This is a genomic window from Streptomyces pratensis (assembly GCF_037137275.1).
GTDB lineage: Bacteria > Actinomycetota > Actinomycetes > Streptomycetales > Streptomycetaceae > Streptomyces > Streptomyces pratensis_B.
Genome location: NZ_JBBBEN010000102.1, coordinates 178,873 through 196,878, shown reverse-complemented (window position 1 = coordinate 196,878; position 18,006 = coordinate 178,873). Strand labels below are relative to the sequence as shown.

Sequence of the window (18,006 nt, the reverse complement as noted above, 5' to 3'; positions counted from 1 at the left end):
CGCAGGGGCGAGGGCACGCGGTGCGAAGGCGGCTTGGGGGCGGTCGCGGCAGCCGGGCGGGCAGACTGGGGTCATGACCTGGACGCCGTCCGCCGTCGCGCGGGCCCTGGAGCGGATCGAGCGGCTGGACCCGGCGTTGCACGCGTTCATCGAGGTGTGGCCGGAGGAGGCGCTCGCCCGGGAGCCCGAGGCCCGCCGACTCCCCCTGCGCGCCCTGCCGTTCGCGGTGAAGGGCCCCTCGGGCATCCGGTCCTTCGCGGCCCGGCGGCTGATCGCGGCGGGCGGCGTCCCGGTCGGCGCCACCTCGGTGCCCGGCCCCGGCACGTACTGGCAGACCTGGGGCCTGGGCGCGCACGGGCGCACGGTCAACCCGTGGCGGGCGGACCGGACGCCGGGCGGCTCTTCGGCGGGCTCGGCGGTCGCGGTGGCCGCCGGGATGGTGGAGCTGGCGACGGGGAGCGACGGGGCCGGCTCGGTCCGCGTCCCGGCCGCCTGGTGCGGGGTGTTCGGGCTGAAGACGACGAACGGGCTGCTCCCCTCGCCCGACCGGTCCGGGCTGGCGGCGGCCGGGGTGCTCGCCGGGTCGGCGGCGGGCGCGCAGCGGTATCTGCGCCATGTGCTCGACGTCTGGGCGCCGCCCGCGCCCCCCACGCTGCCGCTGCCCGCCGTGTACAGCGAGGACCTGGGCTACGCGGAGGTGGACCCCCAGGTCGCGGACGTCGTCCGGGCGGCGGTGGCCCGGCTCGTCGCGGCCGGGACCATACGCCTGGTGGACGCGGGGTGTGCGCTGCTCGACCCGGTGCGGGCGTGGACGGCGATACGCTCAGGGGCGCCCAAGGACCCGGAGGCGGTCCGGGTCCGGCGGACGAACGACGAGCGGCTCGACGCGCTCTTCGCCGGGGCGGCCCTGCTGCTGACCCCGGCCACGCCCAACCCGCCGCACGGGCATGAGGGCCCGGGCGCCCTCTACTCCACGGCACTGACCTGGCCGTTCAACGTGAGCGGGCACCCGGCGGCGAGCCTGCCCGCCGGATTCACCGGGGACGGCTGCCCGGCCGGTGGAGGCGGATCAGCCACGCCTGGCGGCAGGAGGCAGGCGGATCACGCGCGTCACGCGGCCTCGCTCCCCGTCCGGCCCGCCTCGATCGCGTCGGCCACCTCCGCCACCCGGGCCTGCTCCTCCGCGGCGAAGCGCTGACGGTCCAGCTCCTCGGCCACCTCCTCGTCCTGGGACATGAGCAGGTCGAGGTTGGAGTCGCCGAGTTCGAGGACGCCCAGGTCGACGTAGGCCCGCTGGAGCCTCTCGCCCCACAGGCCGATGTCCTTGACGCACGGGACGATCCGGCTGAACAGCAGTCTGCGGAAGAGCTGGAGGTACTCCGAGTGCTCGGTGAGCTCCGCCGCCTCCTGCGGGGGGATGCCGAAGTTCTCCAGGACCTCGACGCCGCTGAGCCGGTCGCGCATCAGATAGCAGCCCTCGATGACGAACTCCTCGCGCTCGCGCCGTTCACCGTCGCTGAGCTGCTGGTAGTAGTCGCGCAGCGCCATCCGGCCGAAGGCCACGTGCCGGGCCTCGTCCTGCATGATGTAGGCGAGGACCTGCTTGGGCAGCGGCTTGGTCGTGGTGTCGCGGATCATCCCGAAGGCGGCCAGCGCGAGCCCCTCTATCAGCACCTGCATCCCGAGGTAGGGCATGTCCCAGCGGGAGTCGCGCAGGGTGTCGCCGAGCAGCCCCTGGAGACTGCCGTTGACCGGGTAGAGCATGCCGATCTTCTCGTGCAGGAAGCGCCCGTAGATCTCCGCGTGCCGGGCCTCGTCCATGGTCTGGGTCGCGGAGTAGAACTTGGCGTCCAGGTCGGGGACGGACTCCACGATCCTCGCCGCGCAGACCATCGCCCCCTGCTCGCCGTGGAGGAACTGGCTGAACTGCCAGGACGTGTAGTGCTTGCGCAGCTCGCCCCGGTCCTTCTCCGTCATCTTCGCCCAGTGCGCGGTGCCGTGCAGCGGCAGGGCCTCGTCGGGCGTGCCGAGCGGGTCGGTGGGGTCGACCTCCAGCGACCAGTCGATGCGCTTGTCGCCGTCCCACTGCTTGTCCTTGCCCTTCCGGTAGAGGGCGAGCAGACGGGCGCGGCCGTCGTCGTAGTCCCAGCTGAACCGGGCCGCTCCGGTCGCGGGGACCTCCCAGAGCGGTTCGGGCGGTGGGGTGGTGTAGAGGTCGTGTGTGGACACGGACGTCTCCTTCGCCTCGACTGGCTCGATAAGTTCCGTGACACCGGGTGCAGTTGGGCGATGGACCCATCGCCCCCACCGGCAGGTTCACACGTTGGTAGACAGCGGGTCAACAAGTCGTGCGCAAGGGATTGACGGTCTTGCTGACAGGCAGTCTCATAAGAGGCAACCGCCGGTAACCCCTGTTCTCCGGTCCCCCTGTGTGAGGTGCTCCCGCCATGACCACCGTGACCGATCGCGATGTGACCGTGCTCCGTGACGCACTCGGGCCGCTCCGCGACCGCGAGCAGATCGCCGTACGGCTGCTCGAAGCCTCGGCCAAGCACTCCTTCGACCCCGACACCGAACTCGACTGGGAAGCGGCGGTCGAGGAGGGCCGGTGGTTCTGGCCGCCCGAGCTGCTCTCGCTCTACGACACGCCCCTGTGGCACCGCATGTCCCAGGAGCAGCGCCTGGACCTGTCCCGGCACGAGGCGGCCGCACTGGCGTCGCTGGGCATCTGGTTCGAGATCATCCTGATGCAGCTGCTGGTCCGCCACGTCTACGACAAGCCGCTGACCAGCAACCACGTCCGCTACGCGCTCACCGAGATAGCCGACGAGTGCCGGCACTCCCTGATGTTCGGCCGCATGATCGACTGGAGCGGCGCCCCGACGTATCCGGTGCCCCGCGTCTACCACAACCTGGCGCGGATTCTGAAGTCCGTCTCCACCACGCCCGGTTCGTTCGCCGCGACCCTGCTCGGCGAGGAGATCCTCGACTGGATGCAGCGCCTGACCTTCCCCGACGACCGGGTCCAGCCCCTGGTGCGCGGGGTCACCCGCATCCACGTCATCGAGGAGGCCCGGCACGTGCGGTACGCCCGGGAGGAGTTGCGCCGCCAGATGGTGACCGCCCCGCGCTGGGAGCGGGAGCTGACCCGCGTGAGCTGCGGAGAGGCGGCCCGTGTCTTCTCCACCTGCTTCGTCAGCCCGCAGGTGTACGAGAACGTCGGCCTGGACCGCCGGGAGGCCGTCGCCCAGGTGCGGGCGAGCGGCCACCGCGCCGAGGTCATGCAGTCCGGCGCGAGGCGGCTGACCGACTTCTTCGACGACATCGGCCTGCTGAACGGCGTCGGCCGCAGACTGTGGCGCCGCTCCGGCCTGCTGGCCTGAGGCCGTGCGGGACGTCGCCCGCCCCCGCGGGGCCGCGGACAGCCCTTAGGCTCGGGACCATGACCTCCACCGCCGCAGCCCCGCCGCCCCGTGCGACGTACCGCAGGCTCAGTGTCGAGAAGCGGCGCGCCCAGCTCCTCCTCGCCGCACTCGGGCTCTTCGCCCACCGGGCCCCCGACGAGGTCTCGCTGGACGAGGTGGCGGCGGCGGCCGGAGTGTCCCGGCCGCTGGTCTACCGCTACTTCCCGGGCGGACGGCAGCAGTTGTACGAGGCCGCGCTCGGCTCGGCGGCCGACGAGCTGAAGCTGTGCTTCACGGAGCCGCAGGTGGGCCCGCCCACCGAACGGGTCGCCCGGGTCCTGGACCGCTATCTGCGCTTCGTGGATGAGCACGACGCCGGGTTCAGCGCCCTGCTGCGCGGCGGCAGCGTCGCGGAGACCTCCCGGACGACGACGATCGTGGACGGCGTGCGGCGGGCGGCCGCGGAGGAGATCCTGCACCACCTCGGGCGGGTCGGGGGCGACGGCGCCCCGCCCCCCGGGCCCCGGCTGCGGATGATGGTGCGCAGTTGGATCGCCTCCGTCGAAGCGGCGTCGCTGATCTGGCTGGACGAGCGGAAGCAGCCCTCCGCGGCCGAACTGCGCGGCTGGCTGGTCGACCACCTCATCGCCCTCCTCACGGCGACCGCCGCCACCGACCCGGAGACGGCGACGGTGGTGCGGGACCTGCTGGCGCTGGAGGCCGCGGAGGGGCCCGCGGGCCGGCTCGCGGAGCGGGTGATCCCGGTCGTCGCCGATGCGGCGCACCTGCTGCCCCCGGCCCCTGGGTCACACTGAGCGGATGAAGAGCGAGAACACCCCCTTCAGGGGCGGCCCCCTGGACGGCCGGGTCCTGCCGGTCCTGGTGGGCCCGACCGGCCATCCACCGAAGTGGTACGAGGTGCCGGTGCCCTCCCCCGACGGCGGCCCCGCCACCGTGTACGCCTACCGGCGCGTGCCGGCCGGCTACACCAAGCGGCTCGGCCTGCAGCGTGGCTGGATCTACGAGTTCGCCCCCGGGGGGCGCGAGCGCCGCTCGCCCACGTGGCCCTGGTCGAAGGCCGCGCGCGGCCGCTGAGCGGCCGGGCGGGACGGGACGGCCGAGGCCCTAAGATCGACGGTCAAGCCGAGGGACGGTCACAAGGGGGGGTGCGCCATGGAGGCGCCGCATCAGGACGATCCACGCCGCTTCGGCCGCTTCACCGTGCTGGCCCGCCTCCACGAGGGGGCCGGCGTCGTGCGGTACGCAGCCCGGGACACCGCCTCCGGCGAGGTCGCCGTGGTCACCGCCGCGCACCCCGCGCTCGCCGCCGTACCGGCCTTCCGGCACCGCTTCCAGGCGGAGGCGCGCACCGCCGAACGCCTCGCGGGCGACTGGGTGGCCCCTCTCCTGGACGCCGTCGAGGGCGGGACCGCCACTCCGGCGGGTGAGCCGGCCCCCCTGTGGACCGCCGCGGGTTACGTCCCGGCGCTCGCGCTGGCCGACGCCGTCCGGCTCGCCGGTCCGCTGCCCGAGAGGTCCCTGCGGGTCCTGGGCGCGGGCATCGCCGAGGTGCTCTCCCGGGTCCACGCGGGCCCGGCCGTGCTCCAGGGCCTCGCCCCGGGCACGGTGCTGCTCGCCGAGGACGGCCCCCGGCTCACCGCGTTCGGCCCGCTGGGCGCGGCGGCCTCCGCGGAGGCGGGGCCGGGCGGCCGGCTCTCGGTGCGGCTGGCCTATCTGACGCCCGAGCAGATCGAGGGCAGGGAGGTCTCCGCCGCCTCCGACCTGTTCGTCCTCGGGCTGCTGCTGGCCTATGCGGCGACCGGGACGACTCCGTTCACCGAGGGCCCCGCCGAGGAAGCCGCCCGCCGGATCGCCCAGGACGAACCCGATCTCGACGCCGTGCCGGACGCCTTGCGCGCGCTGATCGCGGGCTGCCTGGCGAAGGACCCGGCCGAGCGGCCCGACGCAGCCGAGGTCGCCACCGCACTGGCCGCCGAGGGCGCGGCGGTCCTCGCCCGGGGCGGCTGGCTCCCCGAGCGGCTCAGGGCGGCGGTCGCGGACCAGGAGGCGCGGGTCCGGGCGCTGGAGCCGCCGGTGGAGGCCGCCGGGACGGCCCCGGACGGCGGGGAGACCGGGTCCGACACGGCCGGCGGCGGCGTCCGGGAGGACCGGGGGGCCACGCGCCTCCTCGGCGCCGGGCCGCGCGCCTCCGGGACCGACCACCCGACGGCCCGGCTCGGCGCTCCGCACGAACCGACCGCGCGCCCGAGCGACCCCCGCATCCCCCTCGCGGCCACGCCGCCCGCGTCTCCCGCACCGCCGGCCGCGACCGGCCCCGCGCCAACCGCCCCGCCGCGGCCGGACCGGGCCCACGGCGCTCCCGCGCCGTACCCGGCCGGGGCGCTGCCCGGGCTCGCGGGTCCGGGCGGCCCCGGCGGGGGCCCGATGGTGGCGCTGCCGCTGCCGCCCGCCTCCGCGCCCGACCCCGCCGCGAGCCGCCGGACGCTGCTGACCATCGCCGCCGCCGCGGTCGGCGGCCTCGTCGTGGGCGGCGGCGCGGTCGCCGCCCTCGGCTCCGGGGACCCCGCGGTGGCCACCGACGCCGAGCCCGCGGCGAAGCCCCGGCGCACTCTCCCCGGGCAGGCCCCCGAGCCGCTCTGGAGCTACACCCACCCGGCCTCCGATTCGGCCCCGATCACCACCGCGCTGTGGCGGGACGAGCTGCTCGTGGTGACCAGCGGGAGCCGGGCCGACGCCGTGGACCTACGGACCGGCAAGCGGCGGTGGCAGCGCGCCGACGCCGCGAAAGGCCAGGCCGCGTTGGAGGCGGGCGACGACCTGTGCTTCGTGGCGAGCCCCACGGAGTTCCTGTGGCTGTCGCCGAAGGACGGCACGGTCGTGCACCGGCTGCGCTGCACGGACGGGTTCTCCGGCCTGCCCGGCCTGAAGGTCGGGCGGCTGGCCGGGCAGTCCGGGCCCGTCATCTGGTTCACCGGCTCGCACACGGTCACCGTGAAGGCGCCGAAGCCGGAGAAGGGGGAGAAGCCGGCCGCGGACGAGAAGACCGTCCAGGCCTACTTCTTCGCGTACGACATCCTGCGGCGCACGGAGCTGTGGCGCACCTCCGTGCCCGCGGGCCGCTCCCCCGGCACGCCCGCCTACCGGGTGATCGGGGAGCGTGCCGCCGACATCCTCGTACGGCAGGAGTCGGGCACCCTGACCGCGGCCGAGGTCAAGGCGGCGAAGGGCAAGGGCTCCGTCCGTTCGTTCGACCGCAGGACCGGCAAGCTGCTCTGGACCGAGCAGTACGGCACGGCCTCCCCCGTCGCGGGGATCGCGGGCGACGAGGACGGGTCGCTGTTCGCGGCGGTCGGCACGGATCTCCAGGCCTTCGAGACGGACACGGCGAAGCCCCTCTGGCGGGTCGCGGGCCACAAGGGTTCGGTCTTCGGCACCCCGGTCATCGCCGGGTCGCTGATCCACACCACCGAACGCACCCGGCAGGTCGGCGCGGTGGAGCGGGAGAGCGGCCGTCTCGTGTGGCGGCGCTCCACGGACGTGCCCGGCATCGGCAACGCCCCCTCCATCACGCTGAGCGGCAGCGGGAAGACCCTCGTCGCCGCCGACGCCTTCCAGGTCACCGCGTTCGCGGCGGCCGACGGGCGGCGGCTGTGGAAGTTCCAGGACATCGGCTCGGCCGACCCGCAGGGCGGCACCGCGGCCACGCCGTACCGGACGCTCGCCGTCGGCGGGACCCTCGTCGTCCGGCGGGGCAGGTCCTTCTACGCCTTCCCGGTGGACTGAGCCTCCGGGGCCTCCCTGCGCGCACCGCCGTCCGGGGGGCACTCGGGCGGCACGCCTCACGGTGCTTGCATCACCTGACACCAAGTGGCCGGATTAATCAGATTCGCCCACTTATGGACGAGCCTGTTGCCGGGCTCCGTCTCCGTCATGGAGGTGATGTCGTGTCAGGCGTACTCCTGCGCGCGGTCTGCGCCACCGCCCTCGCGGCGACGCTCACAATCTCCCCCGCCGTCGCCGTGCCGGCCGATCCGGTCCCCGTACCGTCCGGGGACTCCCCTTCGCCCGGCGACCGGCCGGACGCGGCGGAGGTCGACGCCGACACCGCTTTCGGCGCGCCCGAGGCGCCCAGGAGCGTCGCCGCCCTGCTGCGCGAGTTGCAGCGGCTCTACCAGGAAGCCGAAGAGGCGAGCGAGACCTACAACGCCACCGCGGAGAAACTGAAGGAGCAGACCGCGCGGACGAAGAAGGTCGGCGCCGACCTGGTGAAGGCGCGGGCCGCGCTGGAGCGCAGCCGCGGGGACGCCGGCCGGCTGGCCCGGGACCAGTACCAGGGGCGCACCGAGTTCTCCGCGTACGTCCGGCTGATGCTCGCCCGCGACCCCCTGCGCGCCCTGGACCAGGCCCATGTCATCGAACGCGCGGCCGCGGGACGGGCGGCGACGGTGGACCGGCTGACGGACGCCGCCCGGCGCGCCGACGCGCTGGCCGTCGCGTCCCGTGAGGCGCTGGAACGGCAGAAGAAGCTGGCCGCCCGACAGAAGAAGCAGCGCGACACCGTGCGCGGCAAGCTGAGGGAGGTCGAGGGCCTGCTGAGCACGCTCTCCGAGGAGCAACTGGCCGAGCTGGCGGCTCTGGAGCAGCGGGGCGTGGACGAGGCCCAGCGCGAACTGCTCGCCTCCGGGGCGCTCAGCTCGACCCGGCCGCCGACGCGGCAGGGCGGCGACGCCGTCGCCTACGCGATCCGGCAGATCGGCAAACCCTACGTCTGGGGGGCCGAGGGCCCGGGGTCCTTCGACTGCTCCGGGCTGACGTCACAGGCCTGGGCGGCGGCGGGGCGGGCGATCCCGCGCACCTCGCAGGAGCAGTGGCGCCGGCTCCCGAAGGTGCCGGTCTCCTCGCTGCGCCCCGGCGACCTGGTGATCTACTTCCCCAAGGCTACCCACGTGGCGCTGTACATCGGCGACGGCCTGGTCGTGCAGGCGCCCCGCCCCGGGACGAAGGTAAAGGTGTCACCCGTGGCGTCGAACCCGCTGCTGGGGGCCGTGCGCCCCGATCCCGAGGGCGTACCGCTGAAGAGGTACACGCCCCCGGAGCTGCCGGCGGGCGCGAGAGCCGGGTCCGACACCGGCTACGGCTTCGACGCCGCTCCCGGCGCCTCCTAGCTTCTGGCCGCCCGATCGCACATCGTAGGAACCGCCGGTCACCGGCACGCCCGCATGGGGAGATGGGCCCGGCCCCGCGCCGGCGAGGGAACCCGTCACGCGCGAGCGGGTGTCAGCAGGACTCGGCGATACGGACGACCGCCTCCGTGAGGGTCTCCGGCGCGCAGCCGAAGTTGAGCCGTGCGAAGCCGGGAAAGCCGTAACGGTGACCGGAGTTCAGGGCGACCTTGGCCGCGCCGAGGATGTGGGCGGCGGGGTCGTCGCCCCAGCCGAGGGCCCGGAAGTCGATCCACGCCAGGAAACTGGCCTGCGGCGGCGTGTAGCGCGCAGCGGGGAGATTCTTGTCCAGGAGCTCGGCGAGCAGGGTCCTGTTGTGGTCCAGGACGTCCAGGACCTCGGCGAGCCAGGCGTCCGCGTCGTTGAAGGCGGCCACGGTGGCGATCACCCCCAGGTGCCCGGTGCGGTAGAGGCGGTGGGGCGACATACGCTCGACGTACCGCTTGGGCGCCGGGTCGGCGGTGATGATGGCGGCGGCCTTGAGCCCGGCCAGGTTCCAGCCCTTGCTGGCGGACAGGAAGGAGAAGCCCCGGCGCCGCGCCTCCTGCGACACCGACAGGAACGGGACGAACTGTGCCCCGGTCAGCACGAGCGGGGCGTGGATCTCGTCGGCGAGAACGAAGACGCCGTGTTCATCGGCCAGTTCGGCCAGCGCGACCAGGTCCTCTCGTGGGTGCACGAGGCCGAGCGGATTGTGCGGGCTGCACAGCAGGTAGGCCCTGGCCCCGTCGGCGAAGGCCCGCTCCAGGGCGGTCAGGTCCAGGCGCGGCCCCCGCGCGGTGCTGTCACCCGAGGGGGCTTCGGTCAGCGGCGCCTCGACGACGTGGGCGCCCACCTCATGCACCCACCAGGAGAACGGCTCGTAGACCGGCGGACTGATGACCACCTTGTCCCCGGGGGCGACGATGCGGCGCAACGTCTCGACGATCCCGATTCCGACGTCCGCGACGGTGTGCACGCCGTCGGGGTCGACGCTCCAGTCCCAGGTGCGCCGGGCATAGCCGGCGACCGCCTCGGCGAGATCGGCGGTGGGCGCCGCGTAGCCGGTGTCGGAGCGGCGGATCGCCTGGTGCAGGGCGGCGGCGACCGGCTCGGCGAGCGGGAAATCCATCTCGGCGACGGGCAGCGGCAGCACATCGTGCGGAAAGGTCTGCCATTTCGCGCTGAGGCGCTGACGGAGTTCAGTGAGCGGGGGGACCTGGAAGTCGCTGCTCATCGAGGGGGCTCCTGGAGATCGTGACGACGGGGAGTCGGGGGGAGCGCGCGTCTCTGCGGCCGGGACGGGGGCGCGGGGCGGCGGGACCGGCGCATCACCATGGTCGACGCCGAGCGACATGTCGCGCTTCCGATAAACTGCCAATCAGTGACAGAAATCCGCCACGAGCCCACAGCGCCGACTCGCACCCAGTGGCTGGCTCCCGGGGCCGCTGTCGACGCCCACCGCCACGACGACCACCAGATCGTCTACGCGGGCCGGGGCGTGCTGGCCGTGACGACCAGCACCGGGACGTGGATCGCGCCGGGCACTCGCGCCATCTGGGTGCCGGCCGGAACCGTGCACGCCCACCAGGCCCACGGTGAGCTGGAACTCCACCTGGTCGGTCTGCCCGCGGGTGACAACCCGCTCGGCCTGGACGAACCGACCGTGCTCGCGGTCGGGCCGCTCCTACGGGAACTGATCCTCGCCTACACGCGCGCCCCGCACGACGAGAGTCCCGAACGCGGGCGGCTGCGGGCCGTGCTGCTCGACCAGCTGCGGGCCTCGCCTCAGCAGCCCCTGCACCTGCCCACCCCGACCGCCCCTCAGCTCAGGGCGGTCTGCGACATTCTGCGCACGAACCCCGCCGACGACCGCCCCCTGGCAGCCCTCGGCAGGGAAGTCGGCACCAGCGACCGCACCCTCTCCCGCCTGTTCAAGGCCGGCCTCGGCATGACCTTCCCCCAGTGGCGCACCCAGCTGCGGCTGTACCACGCCCTGGTCCTGCTGGCCGAGAACACCCCGGTCACCACCGTGGCCCACCGGTGCGGCTGGTCGTCCGCCAGCGCCTTCATCGATGTCTTCCGCCGCACCTTCGGACACACCCCCGGAACACACCAGCCCCGCCGGCAGACAGACGGCCGGTAGTCGACCTCATGGAACGGGCAGTGGACGAGCCGGCACGCTGGGGACTCGGGTCGGTCCCGGGTCCGAGCGGTGAGAACGAGTGCGCGACCGAGAAGTTCGAGTCCAGAACGAGGAGCGACGTGGACCGTCGCACCCCCGAACGACCTCCCCTGCCAGCGCTGATCGGCGTTGCCGCGCGGACCCGGTGAGCGGCGGGGCGGGCTGTCCGAGCTCGGTCGGCGGTGGTCCGGGTGCGGCGGGCGTAGGCGCGAGCGGCGCGGGCGCGGTCGCCGCAGCGGACCGAGCACCATTGACGGCGCCACACGCCCTTCGAAGGACTGGCAGTCCGTCGAGCTCGACCGACCCGGTGGCGGCACGATCACCGTCACCGGCGTCCCGGCCCTGCACGGGCCCGGGGCGCGCGCGGTTCTCGAACCGGCCGTCGGCGAGGTCGTCGGCTTCGTCCTGAGCGGTGACGGCCTGCCCACCGTCTACGTCAGCGGCGACAACGCCCAGCTCTCCGTGGTCCGCGAGACCGCCGACCGGTTCGGCCCGGTGGACACCGCTGTGCTCTTCGCCGGCGCGGTCCGCACCCCCGTCCTGGACCGTGCGCTCCTCACCCTCGACAGCGCTCAGGCCGCCGAGGCCGCCCGCATCCTGGGCGCCCGCCGGATCGTGCCGGTCCACTTCGACGGCTGGGCTCACTTCACCGAAGGCCGCAAGCAGCTCGTGGACGCCTTCACCACCGCCGGATTGATCGACCGCGTGGAACTGGCCTGACCCCGAACGCCCGGCCTCTGCGGTGCCTCACCGGCTCACCGCAGCGGCCCACTCTCCGGCCCGGCCCATCGCCGCCGAGACATCCCTCTCCTCGTCCGAGAGCTCATGTCGCCGCACCGTGCGCGGTCCGCTGGGCCGGCAACCGCCCTCGACACCAGGCCCCAGGGCGTGGCGTCGAGGGCGTGAGGACGTTCAGCGGCCGGTCAGACCTGGGAGACCGACGCCAGGTAGGCGTTCGCCTTCTCCGGGTCGAAGAAGAAGTTCTCGAAGTCCGCCGGGTCGTTGAACCCGTTGGCGAAGCGGTCCGCGACCGGCTGGAGCTCGCCCGCCGCGCCGATGAGGTTCAGCACGTGCTCCGGCGGGACGCCGAGCATCGCGTTGGTCCACTTCACGACGTGCTGCGCGGTGTCCCAGTAACGGTCGAAGGCCGACTGCATCCACGCCGCGTCGAACTCCTTGTCACCGTGCTCGATGATCGAGTCGAGGTAGGAGGCGGCGCACTTGGACGCCGAGTTGGAGCCCTGTCCGGTGACCGGGTCGTTGGCGACGACGACGTCCGCGACGCCGAGGACCAGACCGCCGCCGGGGAGCCGGCCGATCGGCTTGCGCACGGTGGGGGCGTAGCGGCCCGCCAGGGTGCCGTTGGCGTCGGTCAGCTCGACCTTCGTGGCGCGGGCGTACTCCCACGGGGTGAACCGCTCCATCAGCTCCAGCGTCTTCGCCAGGTGCTCGGAGGGGTCCTTGATGCCCTGGAAGGCGTCCAGCGGGCCGCCCGGGATGCCTTCCCAGAACAGGATGTCGGCACGGCCGGAGGTGGTCAGGGTCGGCATCACGAAGAGTTCGCCGACGCCCGGCACCAGGTTGCAGCGGACCGCGTCGAACCCGGGGTGCTCGGGGCGCGGGCCCATGCCGTGGACGTAGGAGACGGCCAGCGCGCGCTGCGGGGCGTCGAACGGCGAGCGGGCGGCGTCCCGGCCGAACATGGAGACCAGCTCGCCCTTGCCGGCCGAGACCAGCACGAGGTCGTAGGTGCGGGAGAAGTAGTCCAGGTCGGAGACGGCCGCCCCGTGGATGACGAGCTGGCCGCCGCGCTGGGCGAAGGTCTCCATCCAGCCGGCCATCTTCACCCGCTGGTCGACGGACTGGGCGTGGCCGTCCAGCATGCCGACCCAGTCGACGGCGCGGGAGGAGTCGGGGGCGGCGACGGAGACGCCCAGACCCTCGATCTTCGGGGCCTGCGACTCCCAGAAGTTCAGCTGGTAGTCACGCTCGTGCTGGAGCGCCGTGTGGAACATGCACTGCGTCGACATGACCCGGCCGGTGCGGATCTCGTCGGCGGTGCGGTTGGACATGAGGGTGACTTCGTAGCCTCTGGACTGCAGTCCCAGGGCCAGCTGGAGCCCGGACTGGCCGGCTCCGACTATGAGTATTCTCCGCATCGCGGCTCTCCGTTGTGTGTATCGAGGGGATCTGTGCGGCCTGCCCCCCCCTTCAGGTCAGGCTCCGGGACAGCCCTCAGGCGGGCGTGTTGTCGAGGGCGTGGCCGACCAGGGCCAGCAGCGACTCGACGACCGTGATCCTGTTGCGTGCGTCCATGATCATCACAGGGACGTGCGGGGGCACGGTCAGGGCCTCCCTGACGTCCTCGGCGGCATAACCGGTCGTGCCCTCGAAGTGGTTGACCGCGACGATGTACGGCAGACCGCAGCTCTCGAAGTAGTCGAGGGCGGGGAAGCAGTCGGCGAGCCGGCGGGTGTCGGCCAGGACCACCGCGCCGATCGCCCCGCGGACCAGGTCGTCCCACATGAACCAGAAGCGCTGCTGGCCGGGTGTGCCGAAGACGTACAGCACGAGGTCGTCGTCCAGCGTCAGCCGGCCGAAGTCCATCGCCACCGTCGTGGTGGTCTTCTCGGGCGTCGCGGAGAGGTCGTCGGTCTCCTCGCTGGCCTGGGTCATCAGCGCTTCGGTCTGCAGCGGTGTGATCTCGGAGACCGCGCCGACGAACGTCGTCTTGCCGACGCCGAAGCCGCCCGCCACCACGATCTTGGTGGCGGTGGGCGCGCGCGTGTGGTCGAGCTGCCAGGCCTGGACGGATTCCTCCGTCCGGTCCCGGGGCCCCGGTTGGCGCGGGGCGAAGAGCGGCGCCTCAGAGACGGCGGAGTCCATTGAGCACCCTTTCGAGCAGTGCGCGGTCGGGCTGGCCGGTGCCGTGACCGGTCCCGTACACACGGATCTTTCCTTGGTCGGCCAGGTCGCTGAGCAGCACCCGGACGACTCCGAGCGGCATCTTCAACAGGGCCGAGATCTCCGCGACCGTGCGCATGCGGCGGCAGAGTTCGACGATGGCCTGGAGCTCCGGCATGACGCGGGCGACCAGGTTGCCGCCGGTCAGCTCGCGGCGCTCCTCGGGTGCGTCGAGAGCCGCGACGAACGTCTCGACGAGCAGGACATGCCCGAAGCGGGTGCGGCCGCCCGTGAGGGAGTACGGCCGGACCCGGGCGGGGCGCTTGTCGGCGCCGCGGACGGGGAGCCTGGGTGCGGGTTCGGCGGCGGCTGCGGTCACAGGGCGCTCTCCATCGACGTACGCAGCTCGCTGCGGAGTTCGGGGGTGAGGACGTGTCCGGCCCGCCCGACGAAGAGGGCCATGTGATAGGCGACGACGCTCATGTCGCAGTCCGGGGAGGCGTGCACACCGAGCAGGGAACCGTCGCTGATGGACATGATGAAGACACTGCCCTCGTCCATGGCGACCATCGTCTGCTTGACGGCTCCGCCGTCCATCAGTTGGGCGGCTCCGACGGTCAGCGAGCCGATGCCGGAGACGATCGTGGCCAGGTCGGCGCTGGAGCCTCTGGGGCCGTTCGTGGGCCCGGCCGGCTTCGCGGCCTGGCGGCCGGGGTCGGAGGACAGGAGCATCAGGCCGTCGGACGAGACGACGGTGACCGAGTGGACTCCTGGCACCTCCTCCACGAGATTGCTCAGCAACCAGTGCAGGTTGCGAGCCTCGTTGCTCAGCCCGAACGTGCTGGGCGCAGTCAACTGCGTGCCTCCTCGACTGTGTCCCCCGTCTCTTCGTTCCGGCCGTTCACCCGGCCGTCGATCCGGTCGGTCCGTGCGTCGTGTGCGGTGCCGGCCGCCCCCTGCCCGGTGCGGTCGGCGGGCGTGCCCGCGGGGTCGGTGAAAGCGGCGGGGCCGGGGCTCTTTGCGATCTCGGCCTCGACGTCGCGCCGGCCGGCCTTCGCCGCCTGGTGGAAGCTCCCGAGCCGGCGGCGCAGGTCGTCCTTGTCCAGGCTGCCGGTGCGGCTGCCGCTGGAGTCGGTGTCGGGCCGGACGACCCTGGGAGTGCGCTTGGGCAGCCCCTTGTCGGTGAGCCGCTCGCCCTCGGGTCGGCGCGGGCCGGGGACGGTCTCGGCGGCGGAGGCCTCAGCGTGCGGCGCGGGGCCGAACGCGGTCCCGGTCGGTCCGTGCTCCGCCGGGCCGCCCTCCACCGGGCGTTCGTGGCGGTCGGGGCCGATGGCGTACGGGTCGGACCGCGGGGGCGCCGCCACGGCGTCCGGGGCCTCCGGCGCGGGCGGCGGGTCGGGGAGTCGGACCTGCATCGTGATCTCGGAGTCCGATGCGGCCGCCTCCTCCGGGCCGGCCTCCGCGTCCGGCTCGGCAGCCTCTCCCGGCCCGGCCCCGGCGTCCGGTGCTTGCCGCGGTACGGCGACGGCTCCGGGAAACTCGTCTCGGGCTTCGGCCGGCGCCGGCGCGGGCTCGGACGTCTCCGGCGCCGGCTCGGCGGCGGCGCTCTCGCGGATCGCTCGCTCGGCGGCCGCGATCATGGGGTCGACGGCGGCGTCCGGACGAGGCTCAGAGGTCTGGTCGTGGTCCTGCTCGCGGTCCTGCTCGGCGCCCGGCGCCGGTTCGACGGCGGGCTCGGGAGGGGCGACCGACGCGCTCAGGGCGGTCTGGTCCGCTGGAGAGACCGGCTGTTCTTCCGCGACCGGCTGTTCTTCCGCGACCGGCTGGGCTTCGGCGACGGGTCGCGGCTCGGCCTCGGACTCCGTCCCGGACGGCGGCTCCGGCTCAGACCCGGACGGCGTCACCGGCGTCCCGGGCGGCTCGGCCAGGTGCGGCGAACGGCTCGGCAGGGCGTTGGAGTTCGCCTCGGCCACCGAGCCCGGAAGGTTGAGCGTCGGACCGTCGCCGGGCAGGTGCACGGCGGGCGGCGAGGACGCGGGGAGGGAGTGGGGCAGCAGGGTCTGCGGCAGGACGACGACGACCGCCACTCCGCTCCCCTTCTGCTCGCGCAACTGGACCCGCACCCCGTGCCGCGCGGCCAGCAACGACGTCACCTGGAGACCGAGTCCGGCGCCGTCGGCGTTCTGTTCCCCCTCCTCGAAGGAGGCCGGGTCGGCCAGCCTGGCATTGAGCTCGCCCATCCGTACGGACGACATGCCGATGCCCTCGTCCGACACGGAGAGCATCACCTCACCGGTCTCCAGCAGCCAGCCGGACAGTTCCACCTCGGAGTCCGGCGGGGAGAAGGACGTGGCGTTCTCCAGGAGTTCGGCGAGCAGGTGGCTGAGGTCGTCAGCGGCGAACCCGGCGATCTGGGCGTGCGGCGGCAGGGACTGGATGGTGACGCGTTCGTACCGCTCGATCTCGCTGACGGCGGCGCGCGCGACGTCGACCAGCGGGATCGGTCCGGCGTGGCCGTGGCCGTGCTCGGCGCCGGCGAGGACGAGCATGTTCTCGCTGTGGCGGCGCATGACCGTCGCCATGTGGTCGAGCTTGAACAGCGTGGCCAGACGCTCGGGGTCCTGCTCGCGCTCCTCCAGGTTCTCGATGACGCCCAGTTGCCGCTCGACGAGGCCGAGGGAGCGCAGCGAGAGGTTGACGAAGGTGTGGTGGACCGTGTTGTTCAGCCGCTCCAGCTGCGAGGTCAGCTCACCGGTCCGGGCCTGGAGTTCGGCCCGCTGGTGGGCGAGGGCCTCGCGGCCCGCGACCAGCTCGCCGCGTTCGGCGGTGAGGCTGTCGAAGCGGCCGGAGAAGTCCTGGTGGAGGGCGGTGAACTTGCCGTGCAGCGTGTTCAGAGACCGCACGACCTGGGCGAACTCGTCGTTGCGGCCGGTGTAGCGGACCGGTTCCGCGCTCTCGGGTTCCCCGGCGAGGCGGGCCGCGCCGATGCGCAGGACGGCGAGCGGCTGGGTGAGGGTGCGGGCGACGGCGGTGGAGACGCCGACGGCGAGGAGGAAGCAGCCGCCGAGGAGGGCGATGCCCAGTTCGAGTGCGGTGACGTCGTCGTCGCGCAGCCCCTCCAGGCTGCGGACCTGGCCGGCGGTCAGGGCGGACTCGACGCCGCGCATCCGGTCGACGCGGGCGGAGAGCGCCGCTTCCAGCTTCTCCGGACTGACCTCGCGCTCCTGGTCGGACAGCTCGGGGCGGTCGGTGAGGCGGGCGAGGTACTTCTCCGCGCTGTTGACCTCGGGACCGGTGACGGCTGCCGCGAACCGATCGCGGGCCCCCGGACCGGCGGCCTGGTCGAAGTCGGCGAGCGAGGCCAGCTCGCGGACGCGGGCCTGCTGGGCGGCGGCGCTCAGCTCGTCGCGCGCGCGCTCGGCCCGCGCGTCCTCCTCGTCCTGGGTCTGCACGGGCAGGCCGGTGAAGGGGTCCGTCAGCGGGGCCGTGGGCTCGGGGCTCGGCACGGCGAGCGCGGCGAGGAGGAGGCCGCGGGTGGCGGAGGCCTGTTCGGTCGCGCCGCCGAGGGCGAGCGGGGCCCGGGTGGCGTCGGCGCGCGGCGGGGTCTTCCCGGCCAGCTCGGCGGCGATGCCGTGCAGCTTGGCGATGACGTCGGAGTACGCCTGGTGCGCCTCCAGGGCCGTTCCCTTGCCGGTCAGCGCGGAGCGGCGCAGGGAGGGGACCGTGGAGAGGTCTCGGCGCAGGGCTGCGGGGGCCGCCTCGTGGATCTCGTCGATCTGCTGGTCGACGCGGGTGCTGCGGGTGGCGCGGTTCTTCGCACCGTCCTTGTCGTCCTCGTCGCGGCCTTCGGCGATGTACGCGGTGACCGCGTCACGCTCGTCGGCGAGGGAGTGCGCGAGGGTGACGGCCTGTTGGTTCAGCCCGGCGAGGGTGACCAGCCGCTGGGACTCGCTCAGGTCGGCGGAGGCGCCGAGCACCGCGGGGGCTCCTGCCGCCAGGGTGATGACGCCGACGACCGCTACCCCGGCGACCAGCCGGCTGCGGACGCGGACGGTCCGCTTCTGGGCGCCCGGCTCCGGAGGCGTCGCCCCGGAACCGTCGTGCGTCGTGCCTTTGCTCCGCGGCCGCTTCTTCTGCACCGGTGCTCGCAATCTTGACTCGTCCACCCTTGAAGCAGAGGTGACGCTCGGTCACGTAGAAGGGCGCCCCGTTCCTGGTACGGCTTCTGACCATTCCAGCGCTTTTGGCACAGGGGGGCGCGCATCAACCGCTCCGCCACTCGAACGAGTGA

14 protein-coding genes and 1 pseudogene are annotated in these 18,006 nt (G+C 73.5%); 8 read left to right on the top strand and 7 right to left on the bottom strand.

Annotated elements, in window-relative coordinates; translation table 11 throughout:
• Positions 1 to 73: 73 nt before the first annotated feature.
• Positions 74 to 1,198 (top strand): amidase family protein, encoded by a 1,125-nt coding sequence (locus tag V9U70_RS28025; RefSeq protein WP_336679746.1) that lies wholly within the window; start codon positions 74 to 76, stop codon positions 1,196 to 1,198.
• On the opposite strand, the gene V9U70_RS28020 is transcribed toward V9U70_RS28025, so the two are convergent.
• Positions 1,111 to 2,229, bottom strand: coding sequence for a ferritin-like domain-containing protein (locus tag V9U70_RS28020; RefSeq protein WP_336679744.1), 1,119 nt, complete (start codon positions 2,227 to 2,229; stop codon positions 1,111 to 1,113). The genes V9U70_RS28025 and V9U70_RS28020 overlap by 88 nt on opposite strands.
• A gap of 218 nt (positions 2,230 to 2,447) precedes the next feature.
• Between V9U70_RS28020 and V9U70_RS28015 the strand changes: the two genes are divergently transcribed.
• From V9U70_RS28015 to V9U70_RS27995, 5 genes are all read left to right on the top strand, one after another.
• Positions 2,448 to 3,383 carry an AurF N-oxygenase family protein gene (locus tag V9U70_RS28015; protein ID WP_336679742.1) on the top strand — a complete coding sequence of 312 codons (936 nt, stop codon included), beginning with the start codon at positions 2,448 to 2,450 and terminating at the stop codon, positions 3,381 to 3,383.
• 59 nt (positions 3,384 to 3,442) lie between these two features.
• On the top strand, positions 3,443 to 4,219 hold the full coding sequence (locus V9U70_RS28010) for a TetR/AcrR family transcriptional regulator (RefSeq protein ID WP_336679741.1): 777 nt from the start codon (positions 3,443 to 3,445) through the stop codon (positions 4,217 to 4,219).
• Positions 4,220 to 4,223: 4 nt separating this feature from the next.
• Entirely contained in the window at positions 4,224 to 4,499 is a 276-nt protein-coding gene (locus tag V9U70_RS28005) for a hypothetical protein (protein ID WP_336679739.1), read from the top strand.
• A 78-nt stretch (positions 4,500 to 4,577) separates the two neighbouring features.
• Positions 4,578 to 7,208, top strand: coding sequence for an outer membrane protein assembly factor BamB family protein (locus V9U70_RS28000; RefSeq protein WP_336679738.1), 2,631 nt, complete (start codon positions 4,578 to 4,580; stop codon positions 7,206 to 7,208).
• A 161-nt stretch (positions 7,209 to 7,369) separates the two neighbouring features.
• Positions 7,370 to 8,590 carry a C40 family peptidase gene (locus tag V9U70_RS27995; RefSeq protein ID WP_336679736.1) on the top strand — a complete coding sequence of 407 codons (1,221 nt, stop codon included), beginning with the start codon at positions 7,370 to 7,372 and terminating at the stop codon, positions 8,588 to 8,590.
• A 112-nt stretch (positions 8,591 to 8,702) separates the two neighbouring features.
• On the opposite strand, the gene V9U70_RS27990 is transcribed toward V9U70_RS27995, so the two are convergent.
• Positions 8,703 to 9,863, bottom strand: a complete 1,161-nt coding sequence (locus V9U70_RS27990; protein WP_336679734.1) for a MalY/PatB family protein — start codon at positions 9,861 to 9,863, stop codon at positions 8,703 to 8,705.
• Positions 9,864 to 10,010: 147 nt separating this feature from the next.
• Between V9U70_RS27990 and V9U70_RS27985 the strand changes: the two genes are divergently transcribed.
• Positions 10,011 to 10,772 carry an AraC family transcriptional regulator gene (locus V9U70_RS27985; protein ID WP_336679733.1) on the top strand — a complete coding sequence of 254 codons (762 nt, stop codon included), beginning with the start codon at positions 10,011 to 10,013 and terminating at the stop codon, positions 10,770 to 10,772.
• A 309-nt stretch (positions 10,773 to 11,081) separates the two neighbouring features.
• A pseudogene (locus tag V9U70_RS27980) lies at positions 11,082 to 11,531 on the top strand (MBL fold metallo-hydrolase); the annotation flags it as partial.
• Positions 11,532 to 11,734: 203 nt separating this feature from the next.
• On the opposite strand, the gene V9U70_RS27975 reads toward V9U70_RS27980, so the two are convergent.
• The 5 genes from V9U70_RS27975 to V9U70_RS27955 all read right to left on the bottom strand — a co-directional run bounded on the left by V9U70_RS27975 (position 11,735) and on the right by V9U70_RS27955 (position 17,854).
• Positions 11,735 to 12,970: a styrene monooxygenase/indole monooxygenase family protein gene (locus V9U70_RS27975; protein WP_336679731.1), complete on the bottom strand. Its 1,236-nt coding sequence runs from the start codon at positions 12,968 to 12,970 to the stop codon at positions 11,735 to 11,737.
• Between the two features lie 76 nt (positions 12,971 to 13,046).
• Positions 13,047 to 13,697, bottom strand: a complete 651-nt coding sequence (locus V9U70_RS27970; RefSeq protein WP_336679730.1) for a GTP-binding protein — start codon at positions 13,695 to 13,697, stop codon at positions 13,047 to 13,049.
• Positions 13,678 to 14,094: a DUF742 domain-containing protein gene (locus V9U70_RS27965; protein ID WP_336679729.1), complete on the bottom strand. Its 417-nt coding sequence runs from the start codon at positions 14,092 to 14,094 to the stop codon at positions 13,678 to 13,680. The genes V9U70_RS27970 and V9U70_RS27965 overlap by 20 nt, the downstream gene beginning before the upstream one ends.
• Positions 14,091 to 14,570: a roadblock/LC7 domain-containing protein gene (locus V9U70_RS27960; protein ID WP_336679728.1), complete on the bottom strand. Its 480-nt coding sequence runs from the start codon at positions 14,568 to 14,570 to the stop codon at positions 14,091 to 14,093. The genes V9U70_RS27965 and V9U70_RS27960 overlap by 4 nt, the downstream gene beginning before the upstream one ends.
• Entirely contained in the window at positions 14,567 to 17,854 is a 3,288-nt protein-coding gene (locus V9U70_RS27955) for a nitrate- and nitrite sensing domain-containing protein (RefSeq protein WP_336680121.1), read from the bottom strand. Before V9U70_RS27955 ends, V9U70_RS27960 begins: the two co-directional genes overlap by 4 nt.
• Positions 17,855 to 18,006 lie beyond the last annotated feature (152 nt).